The organism is Roseibaca calidilacus (genome assembly GCF_001517585.1).
GTDB classification, from domain to species: domain Bacteria; phylum Pseudomonadota; class Alphaproteobacteria; order Rhodobacterales; family Rhodobacteraceae; genus Roseinatronobacter; species Roseinatronobacter calidilacus.
Genome location: NZ_FBYC01000004.1, coordinates 2,208,309 through 2,224,250 on the forward strand (window position 1 = coordinate 2,208,309; position 15,942 = coordinate 2,224,250).

A 15,942-nucleotide genomic window follows, 5' to 3' on the forward strand; every position below is an offset into this window, starting at 1 on the left:
TGTGTCGGGCGTGGCATCAGCTGGCACAGATCAATCCTTGGCCTTGAACCCCGCAAGGGCGGCGGCGAAGGGGTTGTCCGGGTCTATGCGCTGCGGCTTGGGGGCTGGCGCGGCCTGTTTTTCGCGCTCAGGCTTGCGCCCGTCGCCCTTCCCGCCCTTGCGCCCATCGCCTTTTGGCTTGCCGCCCTTGGCACCTTTGCGCGGGCCGCGCCCTTCGCCCTCGGGCTTGCGGGCCGGGCGCGAATCGCGGCGCGGGCGCGGTGCCCATGTGAAGGTGTAGAACACTTCCAGCGCGTCGGCGGCGGCGTCTTCTGCGGGTGCAGGGGCCTCGGCCTCGGCCGGCGCGTGGCCTTCGTCACCGGGCATAGCATCCGCGCTGGCGTCATCCGCCGGGGCCTGCGGATCGGCAGCAGGCGCTGCATCCGCCGGTTTCACCTTTTCGCGCTCGCCCTTTTCGGCGGCATAGCCCAAGCCTTGCATCAGGTCTGCGAATTGCTCCAGCGTGGTGCCGGTGATGGACAGCATGTCCGGCGTCGCCTCGAACCCCGCGCGGCTATCGCAGGCGCGCAGCAGATCGGCCAGCCGTTCCAACATGTCGATGCGAATCGCCCGCGCGCCCGCCGGGTGATACCCGGCCATCGTATAATGCGCGCCCGGCACTTCTGTGATATGCGGGATCGTGACCAGACCCGGCGGCGGGCTTTCGGGGAATTCATCCAACCCCTCATGCAGCGAGCGCAACACCAGCCGCAAGCGCGTGGGCGCCGGTTTTAGCAGCAGCGGCAGGAAAATGGTGAACTGCCCGAAACGCACACCATGCTTGCGCAACATGCCGCGCGCATCTTGGTCCAGCGCCTTGATATCATTCGCGATCTGGGCGCGGGGGATGACCCCCATCGCTTCGACCAGTTGGAAGGCCACACCGCGCGCCAGCCCCGACAGGGTTTCGTCGCGCGACATGTTCAAGAGCGGCTCGAACAGTGCGGCGATCTTGCGGTCGATGAAATGCTGCAAGCGGCGACGCACCTTTTCGGCCACGTCATGCCCGGCCTCGTCATCGACAAAGGCTTCGACCATCGGGCGCATGGCGTCATCAGACCGCACCAGTTTGCCAACGGCAGAGGTGCCCCACATCAACCCGCCCTGTTCGGTGAATTCGAATTCGGTATCCGGGGCGTTGTAGAAGGTATCCGCGCGCAGATGGAACAGCGGCACCAGTGCGGCGATGGATGCCTGACGCAGAGTTTTCGCTTCGTCCGGGCTGGCGGTTTTGTCCTGCTTGAAGCGGAACCCTTCCAGACGACCGATCAGCTCGCCCTCTACCGTCACTTCACCCTTGTCGTTCACATCGGCCACAAGGCTCTCCTTCTGCTTCAACCGGCGCAAAAGCACAGATGTGCGCCGGTCAACAAATCTTTGTGTCAGCCGCGCATGGAGCGCGTCAGACAGGCGGTCTTCTACAGCGCGCGTGGCCTCGCGCCAATGATTTTCATCATCGACCCATGCCTTGCGTTGCGCGATATAGGTCCATGTGCGGATATACGCCAGCCGTTTCGACAGCGCATCGATATCGCCTTCGGTGCGGTCAATGCGTTTGATGTTCAGCGCCAGCCAATCCGGGTCAACCCGGCCCTGCCCATGAAGGAACTCGAACACGCGGCCCAACAGCCCGGCATGTTCGGTGGGCGAGATGCCGCGAAAATCGGGAATGCGGCACACATCCCACAGCAGGCGCAGGTCGCGCGGGTCGCGCAGGCGGTCCTGCACCTCGGGCAGCACCAGCAGCGATTTCAGCGCGACGACGTCATCCGCGTCGCGCGCGCGGGTCAGCCATTCGTTATTCGTGTGCTGTTCGAGCGAATCCAGAAGCCGCTTGGGAGAGCCGAATTCCAGCTTGGCATTGCGCCATTGCAGCTTGCGCACGGGCAGGAATTTATGCGTCTCGATCGCTTCGATCACCTCATCGGCCAAGGGGCTGGCCTCGCCCGTCACGCCGAATGACCCATCATTCTGGTAGCGCCCCGCGCGGCCTGCGATCTGGGCAAGCTCGTCTGGGTTTAGCATTCGCATCCGCCGCCCGTCGAATTTGCGCGTGGCCGAAAACGCGACATGCTTTATGTCCAAGTTCAGGCCCATGCCGATGGCATCGGTCGCCACAAGGTAATCGACATCGCCATTTTGATACAGTTCGACCTGCGCATTGCGGGTGCGGGGCGACAGCGCGCCCATAACCACCGCGCAGCCGCCTTTCTGGCGGCGGATCAGTTCCGCAATGGCATAGACATTTTCAACGCTGAACCCCACGATGGCGCTGCGCGCGGGCATCCGGCTTAGCTTTTTCGAACCTGAATAGCTAAGCTTCGACATCCGCTCGCGCCGGTTGAACTGGACGCCGGGCACAAGTGCGGCAATCGCGCTGCGCATCGTGTCGGACCCCATGAACAGCGTTTCATGCAGTCCACGGGCATGCAGCAAGCGGTCGGTGAAAACATGGCCGCGATCCGGGTCGGCGCAAAGCTGGATCTCGTCAATGGCCACGAAATCGGCGCCTATTTCCAGCGGCATCGCTTCGACCGTGCAGACCCAATATTGCGTGCGGTCGGGGACGATTCGCTCTTCGCCGGTCACAAGCGCCACGCAATCGGGGCCGCGTAGCGCCTTGATCCGGTCATACACCTCGCGCGCCAGCAGGCGCAGCGGCAGGCCGATAACGCCTGTGCGATGCGCCAGCATCCGTTCGATGGCGTAATGGGTCTTGCCGGTATTGGTCGGTCCCAGAACCGCCACCACCCGCGCATTCGCGCGCATATTCATGGGCCTTGCCCCTTCACGCCGTCAGAGCGTCACACCCTGCACAGCCTTGTCCAACCGTTCCAGCGCCGCTTTTACGTCGTCGCGGTGCGGATGTATAGCATGCACGCGCTGCATCACCTCTAGGGCCTGTTCGGGGTAGCCGAACTCTTCCAGAATGCGGCCAAGCCCCATCATGGCCAGAAAATGCTGCGGGTTCAGGGCCAGCGCATATTCCAGATCGGCCAAGGCCAACCCCAACCGCCCGGCCATGAACCACGCGGTCGCGCGCGCGTGCCAGCCTTCGGCAAACTCTGGGGCATGGTCGATCACGGCAGAGAAATGGTCGATGGCGGCGTCGGTCTGCCCTTCGCGCATGGCGTCGCGCCCGCGCTGCAACAGCAGGTCCACACTGGCAGAGCCGGAGCGCGACCAAAGGCGTGTAATTTGCCGTTCGATCCGTTGCCAGCGTTCTTGGGCCGGGTCGGCCAACCGTTCCAGCAAAACTTGCGGGTCATCGGTGGGGGCATCTTGCGCCATAAGCGGCGACGCGCCCCAAAGCGCTGCCGCCACGACAAGATTGAGTATGGAAATCCGAACCGTCATAGTGAAAGTGTAACGCAACGGCGCTGCGAATCCAGCGCACAAAGATCACAAAACCGGAGCAAACCCATGAGCGAGATCATTACCCACGCCATCAAGGCCCTGAACGAAAAGCTAAGCGACGGTTTCGACGGTATCGCCAAGTTCCAGATCGAGGGTGAAGGCAGCATCATGCTGGACGAGAACGGCGTGCGCGAGGGCGATGAAGAGGCCGAGGTTACCATGATCGCCAGCACCGAAACCTTTCGCGGGATTCTGGATGGCAGCGTGAACCCGACCATGGCCTTCATGTCGGGTAATCTGAAGATTGAAGGCAGCATGGGTGCCGCCATGAAACTGGGCAGCGCGCTGAGTTGAGCGCGCCCTTCCATGCCGATGTGGCCGACGCGCCCCCGCCTCTGCGGGTGGCGTGGCTGACGGCCAGCGACGGTGTGCGCTTGCGGGCCGCATTCTGGGGCAATGGCGCGCAACCACTTGTAGCCATCTGCCCCGGCCGGACCGAGATGGTCGAGAAATACGGCCCAACCGTTACCGACTTGACCGCGCAGGGCTTTGACGTGGCCGTGATCGACTGGCGCGGGCAAGGGCTGTCGGACCGGCTATCTGATGCGCGCTTGCGCGGTGATGTGCCCGATTTCGCAGATTACCAGAAAGACCTTTGGGCCTATTGGGGCTGGCTGGACAGCTTCAGCAAGCAACCGCGCCATATCCTTGCCCATTCCATGGGGGGCTGCATTGCGCTGCGGGGCCTGACCGGCGGGCTGACCGCGCAAAGCGTGGCGTTCAGTGCGCCCATGTGGGGGCTGAACCTGCCCGCCGCGACAATGGCCGCAGTGGCGCCTTTGACCGCGCTGTTACGGCTTGCTGGGCAGGATAGCTGCGAAGTTCTTGGCGCGGGCGAGGAATTCGAACTGTGGAACTTTCCGTTCGAGCGCAACGAACTGACCCGCGACCCTGCCCGCTACGCTTGGGCGCAAAACCAACTGCGCACGCATCCCGAATTGCGGCTTGGCGCGCCAAGTATGCGCTGGCTTGCGGCGGCCCTGCGCGAAATGGCGGCGCTGGATGCGCTGCCTTCTCCGGGCTTGCCTGCGATCTGCGGGCTTGGCACCGGCGACAAGATCATTAGCCAGAAGGCCATTCGCGACCGGATGGCACAGTGGCACAATGCCAAGCTGACCGAGTATGACAGCGCGCTGCACGAATTGCTGATGGAACGCCCCGTGGTGCGAGACGATTTTCTGGCACAATGCATTGCCTTGTTTCTAAGCAGGGGCTGACGGCGGAGCACTCATCCGCCCAAATAAAATACATTCGATTATTGCAATATATTTTTAGCTGCCTATATCTTTGCGCAAAGACATATTGGAGACGCCAGCATGAAACCCGAAGTCACCTCTTTCTTCGACGACGCGACCAACACCATCACCTATGTCGTGCGCGACCCCGAAGGGTCATCTTGCGCGATCATCGATTCGGTGTTGGATTTCGACTATGCGTCGGGCCGGACCGATACCTCTTCTGCCGATGCGGTCATCGCCTTTGTGCAAGACAAGGGCTACCGGGTGGAATGGTTGCTGGAAACGCATGTCCATGCCGACCACCTGTCCGCCGCGCCCTATTTGCAGGAAAAGCTGGGCGGCAAGATCGGCATTGGACATAATATTACCATCGTGCAGGACACGTTCGGCAAAGTGTTCAACGAGGGCACAGAGTTCCAGCGCGATGGCAGCCAGTTTGACCAGTTATTCAGCGAAGGCGACAGCATCCATATCGGCCAGTTGCGGGTCGATGTGCTGCACACACCGGGCCACACGCCCGCTTGCCTGACCTATGTCATCGGTGACGCGGCTTTCGTGGGCGATACGCTGTTCATGCCCGATTTCGGCACTGCACGGTGCGATTTCCCCGGCGGCTCTGCCGAAACCATGTGGGACAGCGTGCAGAAAATCCTCTCGCTGCCGGAAGACACCCGCATCTTCGTTGGCCATGACTACAAGGCCGAAGGGCGCGACCATTACGCATGGGAAACCACAGTCGGCGCGCAAAAGGCCGCGAATATCCATGTTGGCGGCGGCAAATCGCGCGAGGACTTCGTTTCCATGCGCACCACGCGCGACGCGAAGCTGGGCATGCCCAAGCTGATCGTGCCATCGCTGCAAGTGAACATGCGCGCGGGCCAGATGCCCGAAGCGGAAGACAACGGCACTGTCTATCTGAAGGTGCCGGTCAACAAACTCTGATCCGCAAGGATCACCAAACGGCGCGCGGGCCCCCGCGCGCCCCTGAAGTCGCGAACAGGAAACACAGATGATAGATATGGATTGGGTATGGGGCCTTGTCGGAGGCCTTATGATCGGGACGGCTGCGGCCATTTTCCTGCTGGGGAATGGCCGCATTATGGGCGCTAGCGGCATTATCGGCGGGCTGGTGGATCGCAGCGGGCTGTCAAACTGGCAAGAACGCGCGGCCTTTCTGGCCGCACTTGTGGTTGTGCCAGCGCTTATGCTGCCGCTGTATAACGTAGAGGTGAAGACCAACATCACCGACAATCTGGCGCTGGTTGTCGCGGCTGGTCTGCTGGTCGGCATTGGCACGCGTTTGGCGAATGGCTGCACGTCGGGCCACGGGGTGTGCGGGATTTCGCGCTTCTCGCTGCGGGGCATGGTATCGACCGTGTTCTATCTGCTGGCAGGCGGTATCGCGATGGTTCTGTTCCGGCATGTTCTGGGGGTGATCTGATGTTGCGCACGATTCTTGCCGCCGTATCGGGCGGGATGTTTGGGGCCGGCCTGCTGGTTTCTGGCATGACAGACACAACCAAAGTGCAAGGCTGGTTGGACGTGTTCGGCGCTTGGGACCCAACGCTGGCTTTCGTTCTGGGCGGGGCGATCCTGCCCATGGCGTTGGCTTGGAACATAACCACGCGCCGCGCCCATGCCGTTGTTGGCACGCCGTTTCCGGCGCGGCCCGACCCGAAGCTTGGCCATAACCTTGTTATCGGGTCCGTGCTGTTCGGGGCGGGTTGGGGGCTGGTGGGGCTGTGCCCCGGTCCGGCGATTGCGTCGCTCAGTTGGGGCGGGACAGGTGGGATCGTCTTTATCCTAGCCATGGTTGCCGGTATGCTGGTCGCCAACCCCATTCGCGCGCGGATCGACCAAGTCGCCGCGGCCTGACCCTTAGGAGACTTGCATGGATATCCGCCCCTTGACTGACGGCTACGCCGTAGCGCCCCAGATCGCAGCCGAAGAGGCGGCCGAGATCGCGGCTGCGGGCTTCAAAACCGTGATCTGCAACCGCCCCGACGGAGAAGTCCCGGCAGAGTTCCAGTCCGACGCCATTCGCGCGGCGGTGGAAGCCGCAGGCATGAATTTTGTGGCAAACCCTGTCATCGGCGGGGCGATCACGCCCGACAATATCAGCGCTCAAGGTGCTGCCATCGCAGATCAACCCGGTCCGATTCTGGCCTATTGCGCATCTGGCAACCGATCGTCGATCGTTTGGGCCATGTCACAGGTCGGCACGCGCCCGATTGACGAGTTGATCGCAACGCCCGCCCAGCATGGCTATAATCTGGAACCCTTGCGCCCGTTGTTGGAAAACCTGTCAAAAGGCTGACCCGGCCGCGGTGCCGCATGGTCCAGTCACAATTTGCCAAAGGGCCGCACCTGACCGTGCGGCCCTTAGCTTTGCGGCGCACCATGCCCGAATTCAGGCGATGCGCCTGAATGCGCTTTTGCAACCGGGTCCGGCTGGGGCGGGTTGGATAAAACGGCCTTGGAAAGGCGCAAGGTCGGCGCAGACTGAGAATCGCCCTGCCACCCAAGTTTGGGATCGGCAACCAAGCGAACCGCGCGGAACCCACGCGCTTGCCCCAGCCGACCATTGGCAACCGTTGCTCCGCCCAAAGCGGTCAAGCCAAGTGTTTCCAAAGCCGATTCCGGCACGCGCAGCACATCGCCCTTCGAAAGGGCCAGCGCTTCTTTCAAGGTTAGTTTGAACCGGCACAGCACCGCGTTCAACGCGACCGGGCTGTTTTCGACCGTCTGGGTCAGACGGTTTTCCCAGTCGTCGTCCTTACCGGGCGCATCGGCATTTTTCACGACACGGGATGGCAAAACGACGGTCCAATAACCCGTGACAACACCGTTCCCAAGCGACACCTGAAGCTGAAGGATGTTGTAATCCACATCGTCCAGCACCACGCCCATCGGGCGGCGGTCATCCAGAAACGAGCCGTAAAGAAACCCGCCAATATCTGCCCCTTCGGCCAGATCCGCGCAGCGTTCTTCGGCATGGTGCAAAAACGCATCCACCATCGGCGCCACCAGCGCGGCATCTGTGCGCGTGGGCAAGCGCGGTGGCCCATCGCTTGCGCCGGGGGGCATGACCTGTCCAGTGGTCTGCGCCTCTACCAGTGCGGCAAGCAGGGCGGGGCACAGCCAGACCATACCCAGTGCGTCATCCGGCCCATCCAGCAGGGCCAGAAACTGCCCCGGTTCGGCCATATCCACCAATTCAGCCAGCGAAACGCTGCGGCGCACCACATTCACCACTTTGCCGTCCAAACCGGGATAGTCTGCGCACATCCGCCCAAAGGCCTGAGACAAGGCCGCCTGAAAGCCGGCCATTTGCTGCGCCGCCTGTTCCCGGTTGCGCCGCGCCATCCGCACCAGCGGGTCGCGTGTGTTGTGGTTATGCTGCGCCTGTGCCTGTTCCATACCGCCAGATTCCACCCATACACCCGGCATCATGGCGAAGAACGGTTAGCAAAGCGTGAAGAAATCAGCCCGAGCACACCGGAAGCGACCGGGTAAAGGTCGCGATTTCGCGGCGCTTAGAAGCATCGCGCAACGGAGGCCAATCTGCCGCAACGCCGCCCCAATTGCCGGGGCTACCCGCGACCAGCTGATCGCGTTCGACCGCCTGCGCGGCAATCCGCGATGCACAGCGCAGGTTGGTGGGCCCATCATACAAGCCCTTGGGATGCGACAGGTCACACCCATAAAACCGCGCCGAGGTTGGCCAGATCTGTAACAAACCGCGATAGCGCCCGCCCGCACCAGCCGCCTCTGGCCGCCAAGTGCTTTCATAAAAGGCCAGACCGGAAAACAACCCGATCCAGAACGCCTTGCGTGCACTGGCATCAGCCTTGGCATAGCCGGGGCAGAAGGTGTCTATATCGGCAGGAACCGTATCGATCAGCGCGCGCCCCTCTTGGCCAAGTGCCTTGTATTGTGCCGCCGTCCACAGCGCGCCCTCTGGCCGGTGGTCCCAGCGCGCAACGATGTCCGGCGCAGTTTGCGTGGTGGCGGTGGTGCATCCTGCCATCATGGCAAAGGCCACCAGGGCGGGCAGAAACGGAAAGCGCATGATCGAGGTCCAAAGCGACATGGCCATGAAGCGGCCAGCCCGGCCTATGCGCCCGACATCGCCACTGCCGCAACCCTTGACTGCAACACTTGGCGGTGATCCACCGGCCCTGCGCGGAAAACCGCTTTCCCATTGCCCTTCACTTGCACTAAAAGCGATGAATACAAGAAAAAACCGAAAGAGCCGCCGATGCTTGACCTGACCTATGAATCCCCCAAGCCAAAGATCATTTCTGGCGCGACCGGCGACTGGGAACTTGTGATCGGTATGGAGATTCACGCCCAGGTCGCCAGCCAGGCCAAACTGTTCTCTGGCGCGTCGACCCGCTTCGGGGCGGAACCCAACAGCAACGTCGCCTTTGTCGATGCCGCGATGCCGGGCATGTTGCCGGTTATCAACGAATATTGCATCGAACAGGCCGTGCGCACCGGTTTGGGGCTGAAAGCGCAGATCAACCTGTGGTCGGCCTTTGACCGCAAGAATTACTTTTACCCCGACTTGCCGCAGGGCTACCAGATTTCGCAGCTCTATCACCCACTTGTGGGCGAGGGCGAAGTGCTGGTCGAGATGGGCGCGGGCATTGCGCGTCTGGTGCGGATCGAGCGTATCCATGTCGAGCAAGATGCCGGCAAATCCATCCATGATATGGACCCGAACATGTCGTTCGTGGACCTGAACCGCACCGGTGTGGCGCTGATGGAAATCGTCAGCCGCCCCGATATTCGCGGGCCGGAAGAAGCCGCCGCCTATGTCGGCAAATTGCGCCAGATCCTGCGCTATCTTGGCACATGCGACGGCAATATGCAGAACGGCAACCTGCGCGCCGATGTGAACGTCTCGGTCTGCCGCCCCGGCCAGTATGAAAAATACCAGCAAACGCAGGATTTCAGCCATCTGGGCACGCGCTGCGAGATCAAGAACATGAACTCTATGCGGTTCATTCAGGCTGCGATTGAATACGAGGCCCGTCGCCAGATTGCCATTCTGGAAGATGGCGGCAAGGTCGATCAGGAAACACGGCTATATGACCCGGATCGCGGCGAAACCCGGTCCATGCGTTCTAAAGAAGAGGCGCATGATTACCGCTACTTCCCCTGCCCCGACCTGCTACCGCTGGAAATTGAACAGGCTTGGGTAGACGACATCGCCGCCAGCCTGCCCGAATTGCCCGATGCCAAGAAAGCCCGCTTCATGGCCGATTTCGGGCTGACGGATTACGACGCGTCGGTGCTGACCGCCGATCTGGCCGATGCCGCCTATTTCGAAGCCGTGGTTGCAGAAGCTGGCGACGGCAAACTGGCGGCCAATTGGGTCATCAACGAACTGTTCGGACGCCTGAAAAAAGACGCACGCGAGATTGGCGATAGCCCTGTCTCCGCCGGGCAATTGGCCGGGGTTATCAAGCTTATCAAATCGGGCGACATTTCTGGCAAGATCGCCAAGGATCTGTTCGAGATTGTCTATACCGAAGGCGGCGACCCAGCAGAGATCGTAGAGTCGCGCGGCATGAAGCAGGTGACCGACACCAGCGCAATCGAAAAGGCGGTGGATGATGTGATCGCGGCCAACCCTGCGCAGGTGGAAAAAGCCAAGCAGAACCCCAAGCTGGCGGGCTGGTTCGTTGGGCAGGTCATGAAGGCCACCGGCGGCAAGGCCAACCCGGCGGTTGTCAACCAGATCGTCGCGACGAAGTTGGAAGAGTGAGACCGCAGACCCGCAATTCAGGACCGTAAGCAAACAGGCGAAAGACCAGACACATGCGCAAACTGATTGCTATGATGATTGCCACACTGATGATGGCGGCAAGCCCAGCGCTGTCAGATCAATCGCGCGTTATCGCGGGAATCGGCGCGCAAGAGAGTGTCGGAAGTGCTGAATTCTCTTTGCGGTATATCGCGCCCGAACCAATGCTCTGGCGGTTGCATCCGGCTTTCGGTATTTCTTTAGCCGGGAACGGATCTGGCTGGGCGGGCATCGGCTCTGGGCTTACCTTCGGGCAGAACGAAGGGATATTCCTGCGCATTACCAACATGGTCGGTGCTTACCGGCGTGGCAGTGGGCGCGACCTTGGTGGTGCATTGCAATTCCGCAACGCGCTGGATATCGGGTATCGCTGGCGCAATGGCATAGAAGCCGGTCTGGGCGCGGATCACCGGTCCAATGCGGGCCTGAGCAACCCCAATCCGGGCCTGAACACAGTTTATCTTTTCACTTCGATGCCGTTGAACTAGGTCAGCCCTTTACACAGACTGCCGACCGAGCGTCAAAGCCCCAAGGACCCCAGCATGGAAAGCTACGAGTATCTTGTTGTCCCCGCCCCGCGCAAAGGCGCAAAGGCGAAAGGGCTGAAATCCCCTGCGGATCGCTATGCGCATCAGATGACCTTGTTGCTGAACGATCTGGCCGCCGAAGGTTGGGAATACTGGCGCGCGGACAGTCTGGCCAGCGAGGAACGCAAAGGATTGATGGGCACAACCAACGTCAGCCACGAATTGCTGATCTTCCGCCGCCTATCCGCCGCGGCGCTGGCCACCCAGATGCCGACCCAAGGCTACGCGACAGAACAGACCGAGCCTGCGCGCAACAGCCCCCTTGCCGCGCCCGACACGGCAGCGGCACACCGCGCCGAACCCAGTCTGGGGCGCCCTGACACGGCCTATCCCGAAAATAACGGTCCGCGCCTAACAGCATACCGGCAGGATTGACGGCACCTAACCGCCCCAATCTTCAGCCGGTGTAAATGCGCCGATCGCGCTCAGCGCGGCCGAAATCAGCGCGCCAAAAGCCCCTTGGCCTAGCGCGACAACCCAGCCGGCAGCGAGGGCTGGTCCAACGCGGCAAACCCGTAATGCCGCAGCCAGCGCAGGTCGGATTCGAAAAACGCGCGCAGATCCGGAATGCCGTATTTCAACATGGCAATCCGGTCGATCCCCATGCCAAAGGCAAACCCCTGCCATTCATCCGGGTCAATCCCGCCTGCGCGCAGCACATTCGGATGCACCATCCCAGAGCCGAGAATCTCCAACCAGTCATTCCCTTCGCCCAGCTTCAACTGGCCATTGTCCCAGCTACAGCGAATGTCCACCTCTGCCGAAGGCTCGGTGAACGGGAAATGCGACGCCCGGAAGCGCAGTTCAACCTCGTCCAGTTCGAAAAAGGCGCGGCAGAATTCTTCCAAGACCCATTTTAGCTGCGCCATATTGATGTCGCGGTCAATCGCCAGCCCCTCGACCTGATGGAACATGGGGGTATGCGTCTGGTCCATATCCATCCGGTACACGCGGCCCGGCGCGATCACCCGGATGGGCGCGCCTTGGCCCTGCATCGCGCGGATCTGTACGGGGCTGGTATGCGTGCGCAACACATGCGGTGGGCGGGCGTCGTCCTCGGCGCGGTGCATGAAGAACGTGTCATGCTCTTGCCGCGCGGGGTGTTCGGGCGCGATGTTCAGCGCATCGAAATTGAACCAGTCGCTTTCCACCTGCGGCCCTTCGGCAACGGCAAAGCCCATATCCGCGAATATCGCGGTCAGTTCTTCCATGACCTGACTGATCGGGTGGATCGTGCCCATCGGGCGCGGGCGGCCCGGCAGCGTGACATCCAGCCATTCCGTTTTCAGCCTTGCATCAAGCGCGGCATCGTCCAAGGCCGCCTTGCGAGCCTTGAGCGCGGCGTCGATCTCGGACTTTAACCCGTTCAAGACCGGGCCTGCGACCTGCCGTTCTTCGGCGCTCATTTGGCCAAGTTCGCGCATTTTCAACGCGACCTCACCCTTTTTGCCAAGCGCGGCCAAGCGCACGGCCTCTAGCGCCCCGGCATCTGCGGCGGCGCCGATCTGCTCTAGATACTTGGCGCGAAGGTCTGAAAGTCCGTCCATGGTCTGCCCTTGGCTTGGTGGTCTGACCCTGTGGCAATAGGCAAACCCGTCACAGGATGCAAGCGCAGGACAGATACCGACATGCCGCTGCGGCGTGGATTGGGCCAATCGTGTCAGACCGTCGCCTGCACTGAAAGCAAGGCGGTAGATTTATCCTGCGCTCAAGTCAGCCGCCGCGATCGTACGGTTGCGCCCGCCTTCCTTTGCGGCATAAAGCGCGGTGTCGGCACGTTTCATCAAATGATCAAGATTGTTGCCGTCCTGCGGGTAGGCCGCGACACCACAGGAAATCCGCACATCTTCAAGGCTTGCCCCGTTTGACACCAGTTCAAGCGCCGCAACGCGCGATCGAAGTTCCTCGGCCAGGTCAACAGCGCCCGCAACCGGCAGACCGACACATAGCAGCGTGAACTCCTCTCCGCCCAAGCGGCACGGGTAGACGCCGTTCTGCCCGAGATCTTGCATCAATGCGGCCACCTCTCGCAGCACCAGATCGCCCGCGTCATGGCCAAAGCGGTCGTTGAATTGCTTGAAATGGTCCACATCCACAGCGATCAGGGACAAGGGGGCGCCTTCGCGTTCAGCCGTCACCATTTCGCGCGCGGCGCGCTCGGTAAACCAGCGGCGGTTCCATAGCCCGGTCAGCGCATCGCGCACCGAGCGTTCGTGCAGTTCATGGCGCAAGCGCACATTCGCCACCGCAAGGCTGATCTGTTCGGCGCAGATTAACGAGATGTCCCAGCGATTGTTCAACACCTCGGCCCGCATATGGCGCATCAGCCCGCCCTCTTCGAACCCGTCGAAGACGATATGCATCAGCCCGATGGTTTCCCCATGTGCAATGATCGGCAGGCAGAAATACGGCGTGTCCTTGTGGTGAACATGGTCGCAGGGGAACTGGATCGGCTTCAGGCCAAAAGCATAGGCGCGGCCCCGGCGCAGCGCCCAGCAGTCATCGGGCAGAATATGGTCGGGGAATTCCGGTATCGTGCCCCAGCTTGCGACAAGCTCCAAGGTGCTGCGCTGCGCGCCGTAAATATACAGCGCCCCATCCGCTTCGGGGATCAGCGTGTGCATGGCGCGCCGCACCACCATCAGCAATTCGTCGAAGGATTTGGCAGAATAAAGCCATTCGCTGGTCAAGGCCAGAAGCTGGCGCTCAGATTGGCGAAGCGCCTCTGCGTGGCGCATTTCTTCGTTCTGCTGCTCCAATGCCTTGCGCTCAGAAATGTCGCGCATGGTCGAGATGAAATGCGTGTGCAGGCCATTTGCATCATAGACCGGGGTCACTTTCAGGTCACCCCAGAAAGGTTTGCCATCGCGGGTATAGTTCAGAACATCCAGCCGCACCTCGCGCCGTTGGGCACAGGCAAGGCTGATCATCCGGGCGGCATCCGGGTCGGTTTCCGGCCCTTGCAGCACGCTGCCAGGTTCCTTGCCGCAGATATCATCCAGCACATAGCCGGTCTGTGCCGTAAACGCGGCGTTCACCCACAGGGCTTTGCGATCCGGGTCACTTATAATAACCCCATCCGACGAATGGCGCGCAACCAGCGCCGCAAAGAAAGCTTCGGACTGGTTATCGGGTTCCGAACAGTCTTTTGCACACATCAGCAAACTCCCACACTCGCGACACATTCGCATTCACAAGTTAAGACTTCGTGAGCGGCAGTGCATGCGCACAAGCCGTGACATAGCAGGGCCGGGGCGTTACGCTGCGCTATGGCGGCGGGTTTACCCGTTGTTCACACCCAATCCAAAGTATCCGGAGACATGATGCGCGATTCCGTGACCGACCTGACATCGATGCTGATAGACCCGACCCTGCTGCAAACGCGCGCCTATATCGCCGGGGAATGGGCCGATGCCGATGACGGCGCGACATTCGAGGTGACGAACCCCGCCCGCGGCGATGTAGTTGCACATGTGGCTGACCTGTCGCGCACAGAGGTTGCACGCGCCATTGATGCGGCAGAAACCGCCCGCCACGCATGGGCTGCGCGCACAGGGAAGGACCGCGCCGCAATTCTGCGCAAGATGCATGACCTGATGATGGCCCATGCCGATGATCTGGGGCTGATCCTGACCGCCGAAATGGGCAAACCCCTTGCAGAGGCGCGCGGCGAAATTGCCTATGGTGCAAGTTATTTCGAGTGGTTCGCCGAAGAGGCCAAGCGCATTTACGGCGAAACCATTCCCGGACACCAACCCGACAAGCGGCTGACCGTGCTGAAACAGCCCATCGGCGTGGCTGCTGCGATTACCCCATGGAATTTCCCGAATGCCATGATTGCGCGCAAGATCGCACCCGCGCTGGCGGCAGGATGCAGTTTTGTCGGGCGGCCCGCGTCGGAAACACCGCTTTCGGCCTTGGCCATCGCGGTGATTGCAGAGCGCGCGGGGCTGCCCAAAGGGTTGCTGTCGATCCTGCCCTCGACGCGCGCCTCCGACATCGGCAAAGAATTCTGCGAGAACCCGAAAGTGCGCAAGCTCAGCTTTACCGGCTCGACCGAAGTGGGGCGTGTCCTGATGCGGCAGGCCGCCGATCAGGTCATGAAATGCTCTATGGAACTGGGCGGCAATGCGCCGTTCATCGTTTTCGACGATGCCGATCTGGATGCCGCTGTCGCGGGCGCCATTGCCTGCAAGTTCCGCAATAACGGGCAAACCTGCGTCTGCGCGAACCGCATCTATGTGCAAGACGGGGTTTACGACATCTTTGCCAAAAAACTGGCCAAGGCTGTCGCAGCGTTGCGCATTGGCGACGGCTTGAAAGATGAGGTAGAGCTTGGGCCATTGATCCATGACGAAGCCGTCGCCAAGGTGGAAAGCCATGTCGATGACGTGCTGGCCAAGGGCGGCACCGTGCTGACCGGTGGGGCGCGGCACAATATGGGCAGCAATTTCTACCAGCCGACGGTTCTGGCCGGCGTGACCCAAGACATGCGGGTCGCAAAGGAAGAAACCTTCGGCCCCGTCGCGCCCTTGTTCCGCTTCAAGACCGAAGAAGAAGCCATCGCCATGGCAAATGACACGATCTTCGGACTGGCCAGCTATTTCTACAGCCGCGACATTTCCCGCGTAACCCGCGTGCAAGAGGCGCTGGAATACGGCGTCGTCGGCGTGAACACGGGCATATTCTCGACCGAGGTGGCACCGTTTGGCGGCGTCAAGCAATCCGGTATCGGGCGCGAAGGGTCGCGCCACGGAATAGAGGATTACTTGGAAATGAAATACGTCTGCCTAAGCATCTGAGCGCATAAAAAAGCCCCCGCAATGCGGGGGCTTTGTGTTCAGGT

General features: G+C 61.3%; 16 protein-coding genes. 10 read left to right on the plus strand and 6 right to left on the minus strand.

Translation table 11 applies throughout. The features are described from left to right. Window positions 1-30 precede the first annotated feature (30 nt). Window positions 31-2,808, minus strand: coding sequence for a helicase-related protein (locus tag AWT76_RS14415; RefSeq protein ID WP_072247740.1), 2,778 nt, complete (start codon window positions 2,806-2,808; stop codon window positions 31-33). A 27-nt stretch (window positions 2,809-2,835) separates the two neighbouring features. Then, a complete protein-coding gene (locus AWT76_RS14420; RefSeq protein ID WP_072246959.1) occupies window positions 2,836-3,396 on the minus strand; it encodes a tetratricopeptide repeat protein in 561 nt (186 codons plus the stop codon). Between the two features lie 66 nt (window positions 3,397-3,462). Here AWT76_RS14420 and AWT76_RS14425 point away from each other — a divergent pair, with 66 nt between their 5' ends. The 6 genes from AWT76_RS14425 to AWT76_RS14450 all read left to right on the plus strand — a co-directional run bounded on the left by AWT76_RS14425 (window position 3,463) and on the right by AWT76_RS14450 (window position 7,011). Beyond that, the gene (locus AWT76_RS14425) at window positions 3,463-3,750 is read left to right on the plus strand and encodes an SCP2 sterol-binding domain-containing protein (protein ID WP_072246960.1); all 288 of its coding nucleotides are present in this window, start codon (window positions 3,463-3,465) and stop codon (window positions 3,748-3,750) included. Next, window positions 3,747-4,673, plus strand: a complete 927-nt coding sequence (locus AWT76_RS14430; RefSeq protein ID WP_072246961.1) for an alpha/beta fold hydrolase — start codon at window positions 3,747-3,749, stop codon at window positions 4,671-4,673. Before AWT76_RS14425 ends, AWT76_RS14430 begins: the two co-directional genes overlap by 4 nt. Window positions 4,674-4,772: 99 nt before the next feature. Further along, window positions 4,773-5,636 carry an MBL fold metallo-hydrolase gene (locus tag AWT76_RS14435; RefSeq protein ID WP_072246962.1) on the plus strand — a complete coding sequence of 288 codons (864 nt, stop codon included), beginning with the start codon at window positions 4,773-4,775 and terminating at the stop codon, window positions 5,634-5,636. A gap of 70 nt (window positions 5,637-5,706) precedes the next feature. Further along, window positions 5,707-6,135 carry a YeeE/YedE family protein gene (locus AWT76_RS14440; protein WP_141656024.1) on the plus strand — a complete coding sequence of 143 codons (429 nt, stop codon included), beginning with the start codon at window positions 5,707-5,709 and terminating at the stop codon, window positions 6,133-6,135. Between the two features lie 2 nt (window positions 6,136-6,137). After that, window positions 6,138-6,569 (plus strand): DUF6691 family protein, encoded by a 432-nt coding sequence (locus AWT76_RS14445; protein ID WP_072247742.1) that lies wholly within the window; start codon window positions 6,138-6,140, stop codon window positions 6,567-6,569. Between the two features lie 16 nt (window positions 6,570-6,585). Continuing rightward, a complete protein-coding gene (locus tag AWT76_RS14450) occupies window positions 6,586-7,011 on the plus strand; it encodes a protein tyrosine phosphatase family protein (RefSeq protein WP_072246963.1) in 426 nt (141 codons plus the stop codon). Window positions 7,012-7,076: 65 nt separating this feature from the next. Here AWT76_RS14450 and AWT76_RS14455 read toward each other — a convergent pair whose 3' ends face one another. After that, entirely contained in the window at window positions 7,077-8,114 is a 1,038-nt protein-coding gene (locus tag AWT76_RS14455; RefSeq protein ID WP_072246964.1) for a FliM/FliN family flagellar motor switch protein, read from the minus strand. Between the two features lie 64 nt (window positions 8,115-8,178). Continuing rightward, window positions 8,179-8,793: a hypothetical protein gene (locus AWT76_RS14460; RefSeq protein WP_082700225.1), complete on the minus strand. Its 615-nt coding sequence runs from the start codon at window positions 8,791-8,793 to the stop codon at window positions 8,179-8,181. 162 nt (window positions 8,794-8,955) lie between these two features. Here AWT76_RS14460 and gatB point away from each other — a divergent pair, with 162 nt between their 5' ends. From gatB to AWT76_RS14475, 3 genes are read left to right on the plus strand one after another with little or no spacing between them, the layout of a single operon-like run. Next, a complete protein-coding gene (gatB, locus tag AWT76_RS14465) occupies window positions 8,956-10,470 on the plus strand; it encodes an Asp-tRNA(Asn)/Glu-tRNA(Gln) amidotransferase subunit GatB (protein ID WP_072246965.1) in 1,515 nt (504 codons plus the stop codon). Window positions 10,471-10,523: 53 nt separating this feature from the next. Beyond that, window positions 10,524-10,997, plus strand: coding sequence for an acyloxyacyl hydrolase (locus tag AWT76_RS14470; protein ID WP_072246966.1), 474 nt, complete (start codon window positions 10,524-10,526; stop codon window positions 10,995-10,997). 54 nt (window positions 10,998-11,051) lie between these two features. After that, a complete protein-coding gene (locus AWT76_RS14475) occupies window positions 11,052-11,471 on the plus strand; it encodes a DUF4177 domain-containing protein (RefSeq protein ID WP_072246967.1) in 420 nt (139 codons plus the stop codon). Between the two features lie 89 nt (window positions 11,472-11,560). On the opposite strand, the gene pheS is transcribed toward AWT76_RS14475, so the two are convergent. Continuing rightward, window positions 11,561-12,643, minus strand: coding sequence for a phenylalanine--tRNA ligase subunit alpha (pheS, locus tag AWT76_RS14480; RefSeq protein ID WP_072246968.1), 1,083 nt, complete (start codon window positions 12,641-12,643; stop codon window positions 11,561-11,563). A 150-nt stretch (window positions 12,644-12,793) separates the two neighbouring features. Continuing rightward, on the minus strand, window positions 12,794-14,254 hold the full coding sequence (locus tag AWT76_RS14485; protein ID WP_072246969.1) for a bifunctional diguanylate cyclase/phosphodiesterase: 1,461 nt from the start codon (window positions 14,252-14,254) through the stop codon (window positions 12,794-12,796). Window positions 14,255-14,419: 165 nt separating this feature from the next. Here AWT76_RS14485 and AWT76_RS14490 point away from each other — a divergent pair, with 165 nt between their 5' ends. Further along, a complete protein-coding gene (locus AWT76_RS14490) occupies window positions 14,420-15,898 on the plus strand; it encodes an NAD-dependent succinate-semialdehyde dehydrogenase (protein WP_072247744.1) in 1,479 nt (492 codons plus the stop codon). The last annotated feature ends 44 nt before the right edge of the window (window positions 15,899-15,942 follow it).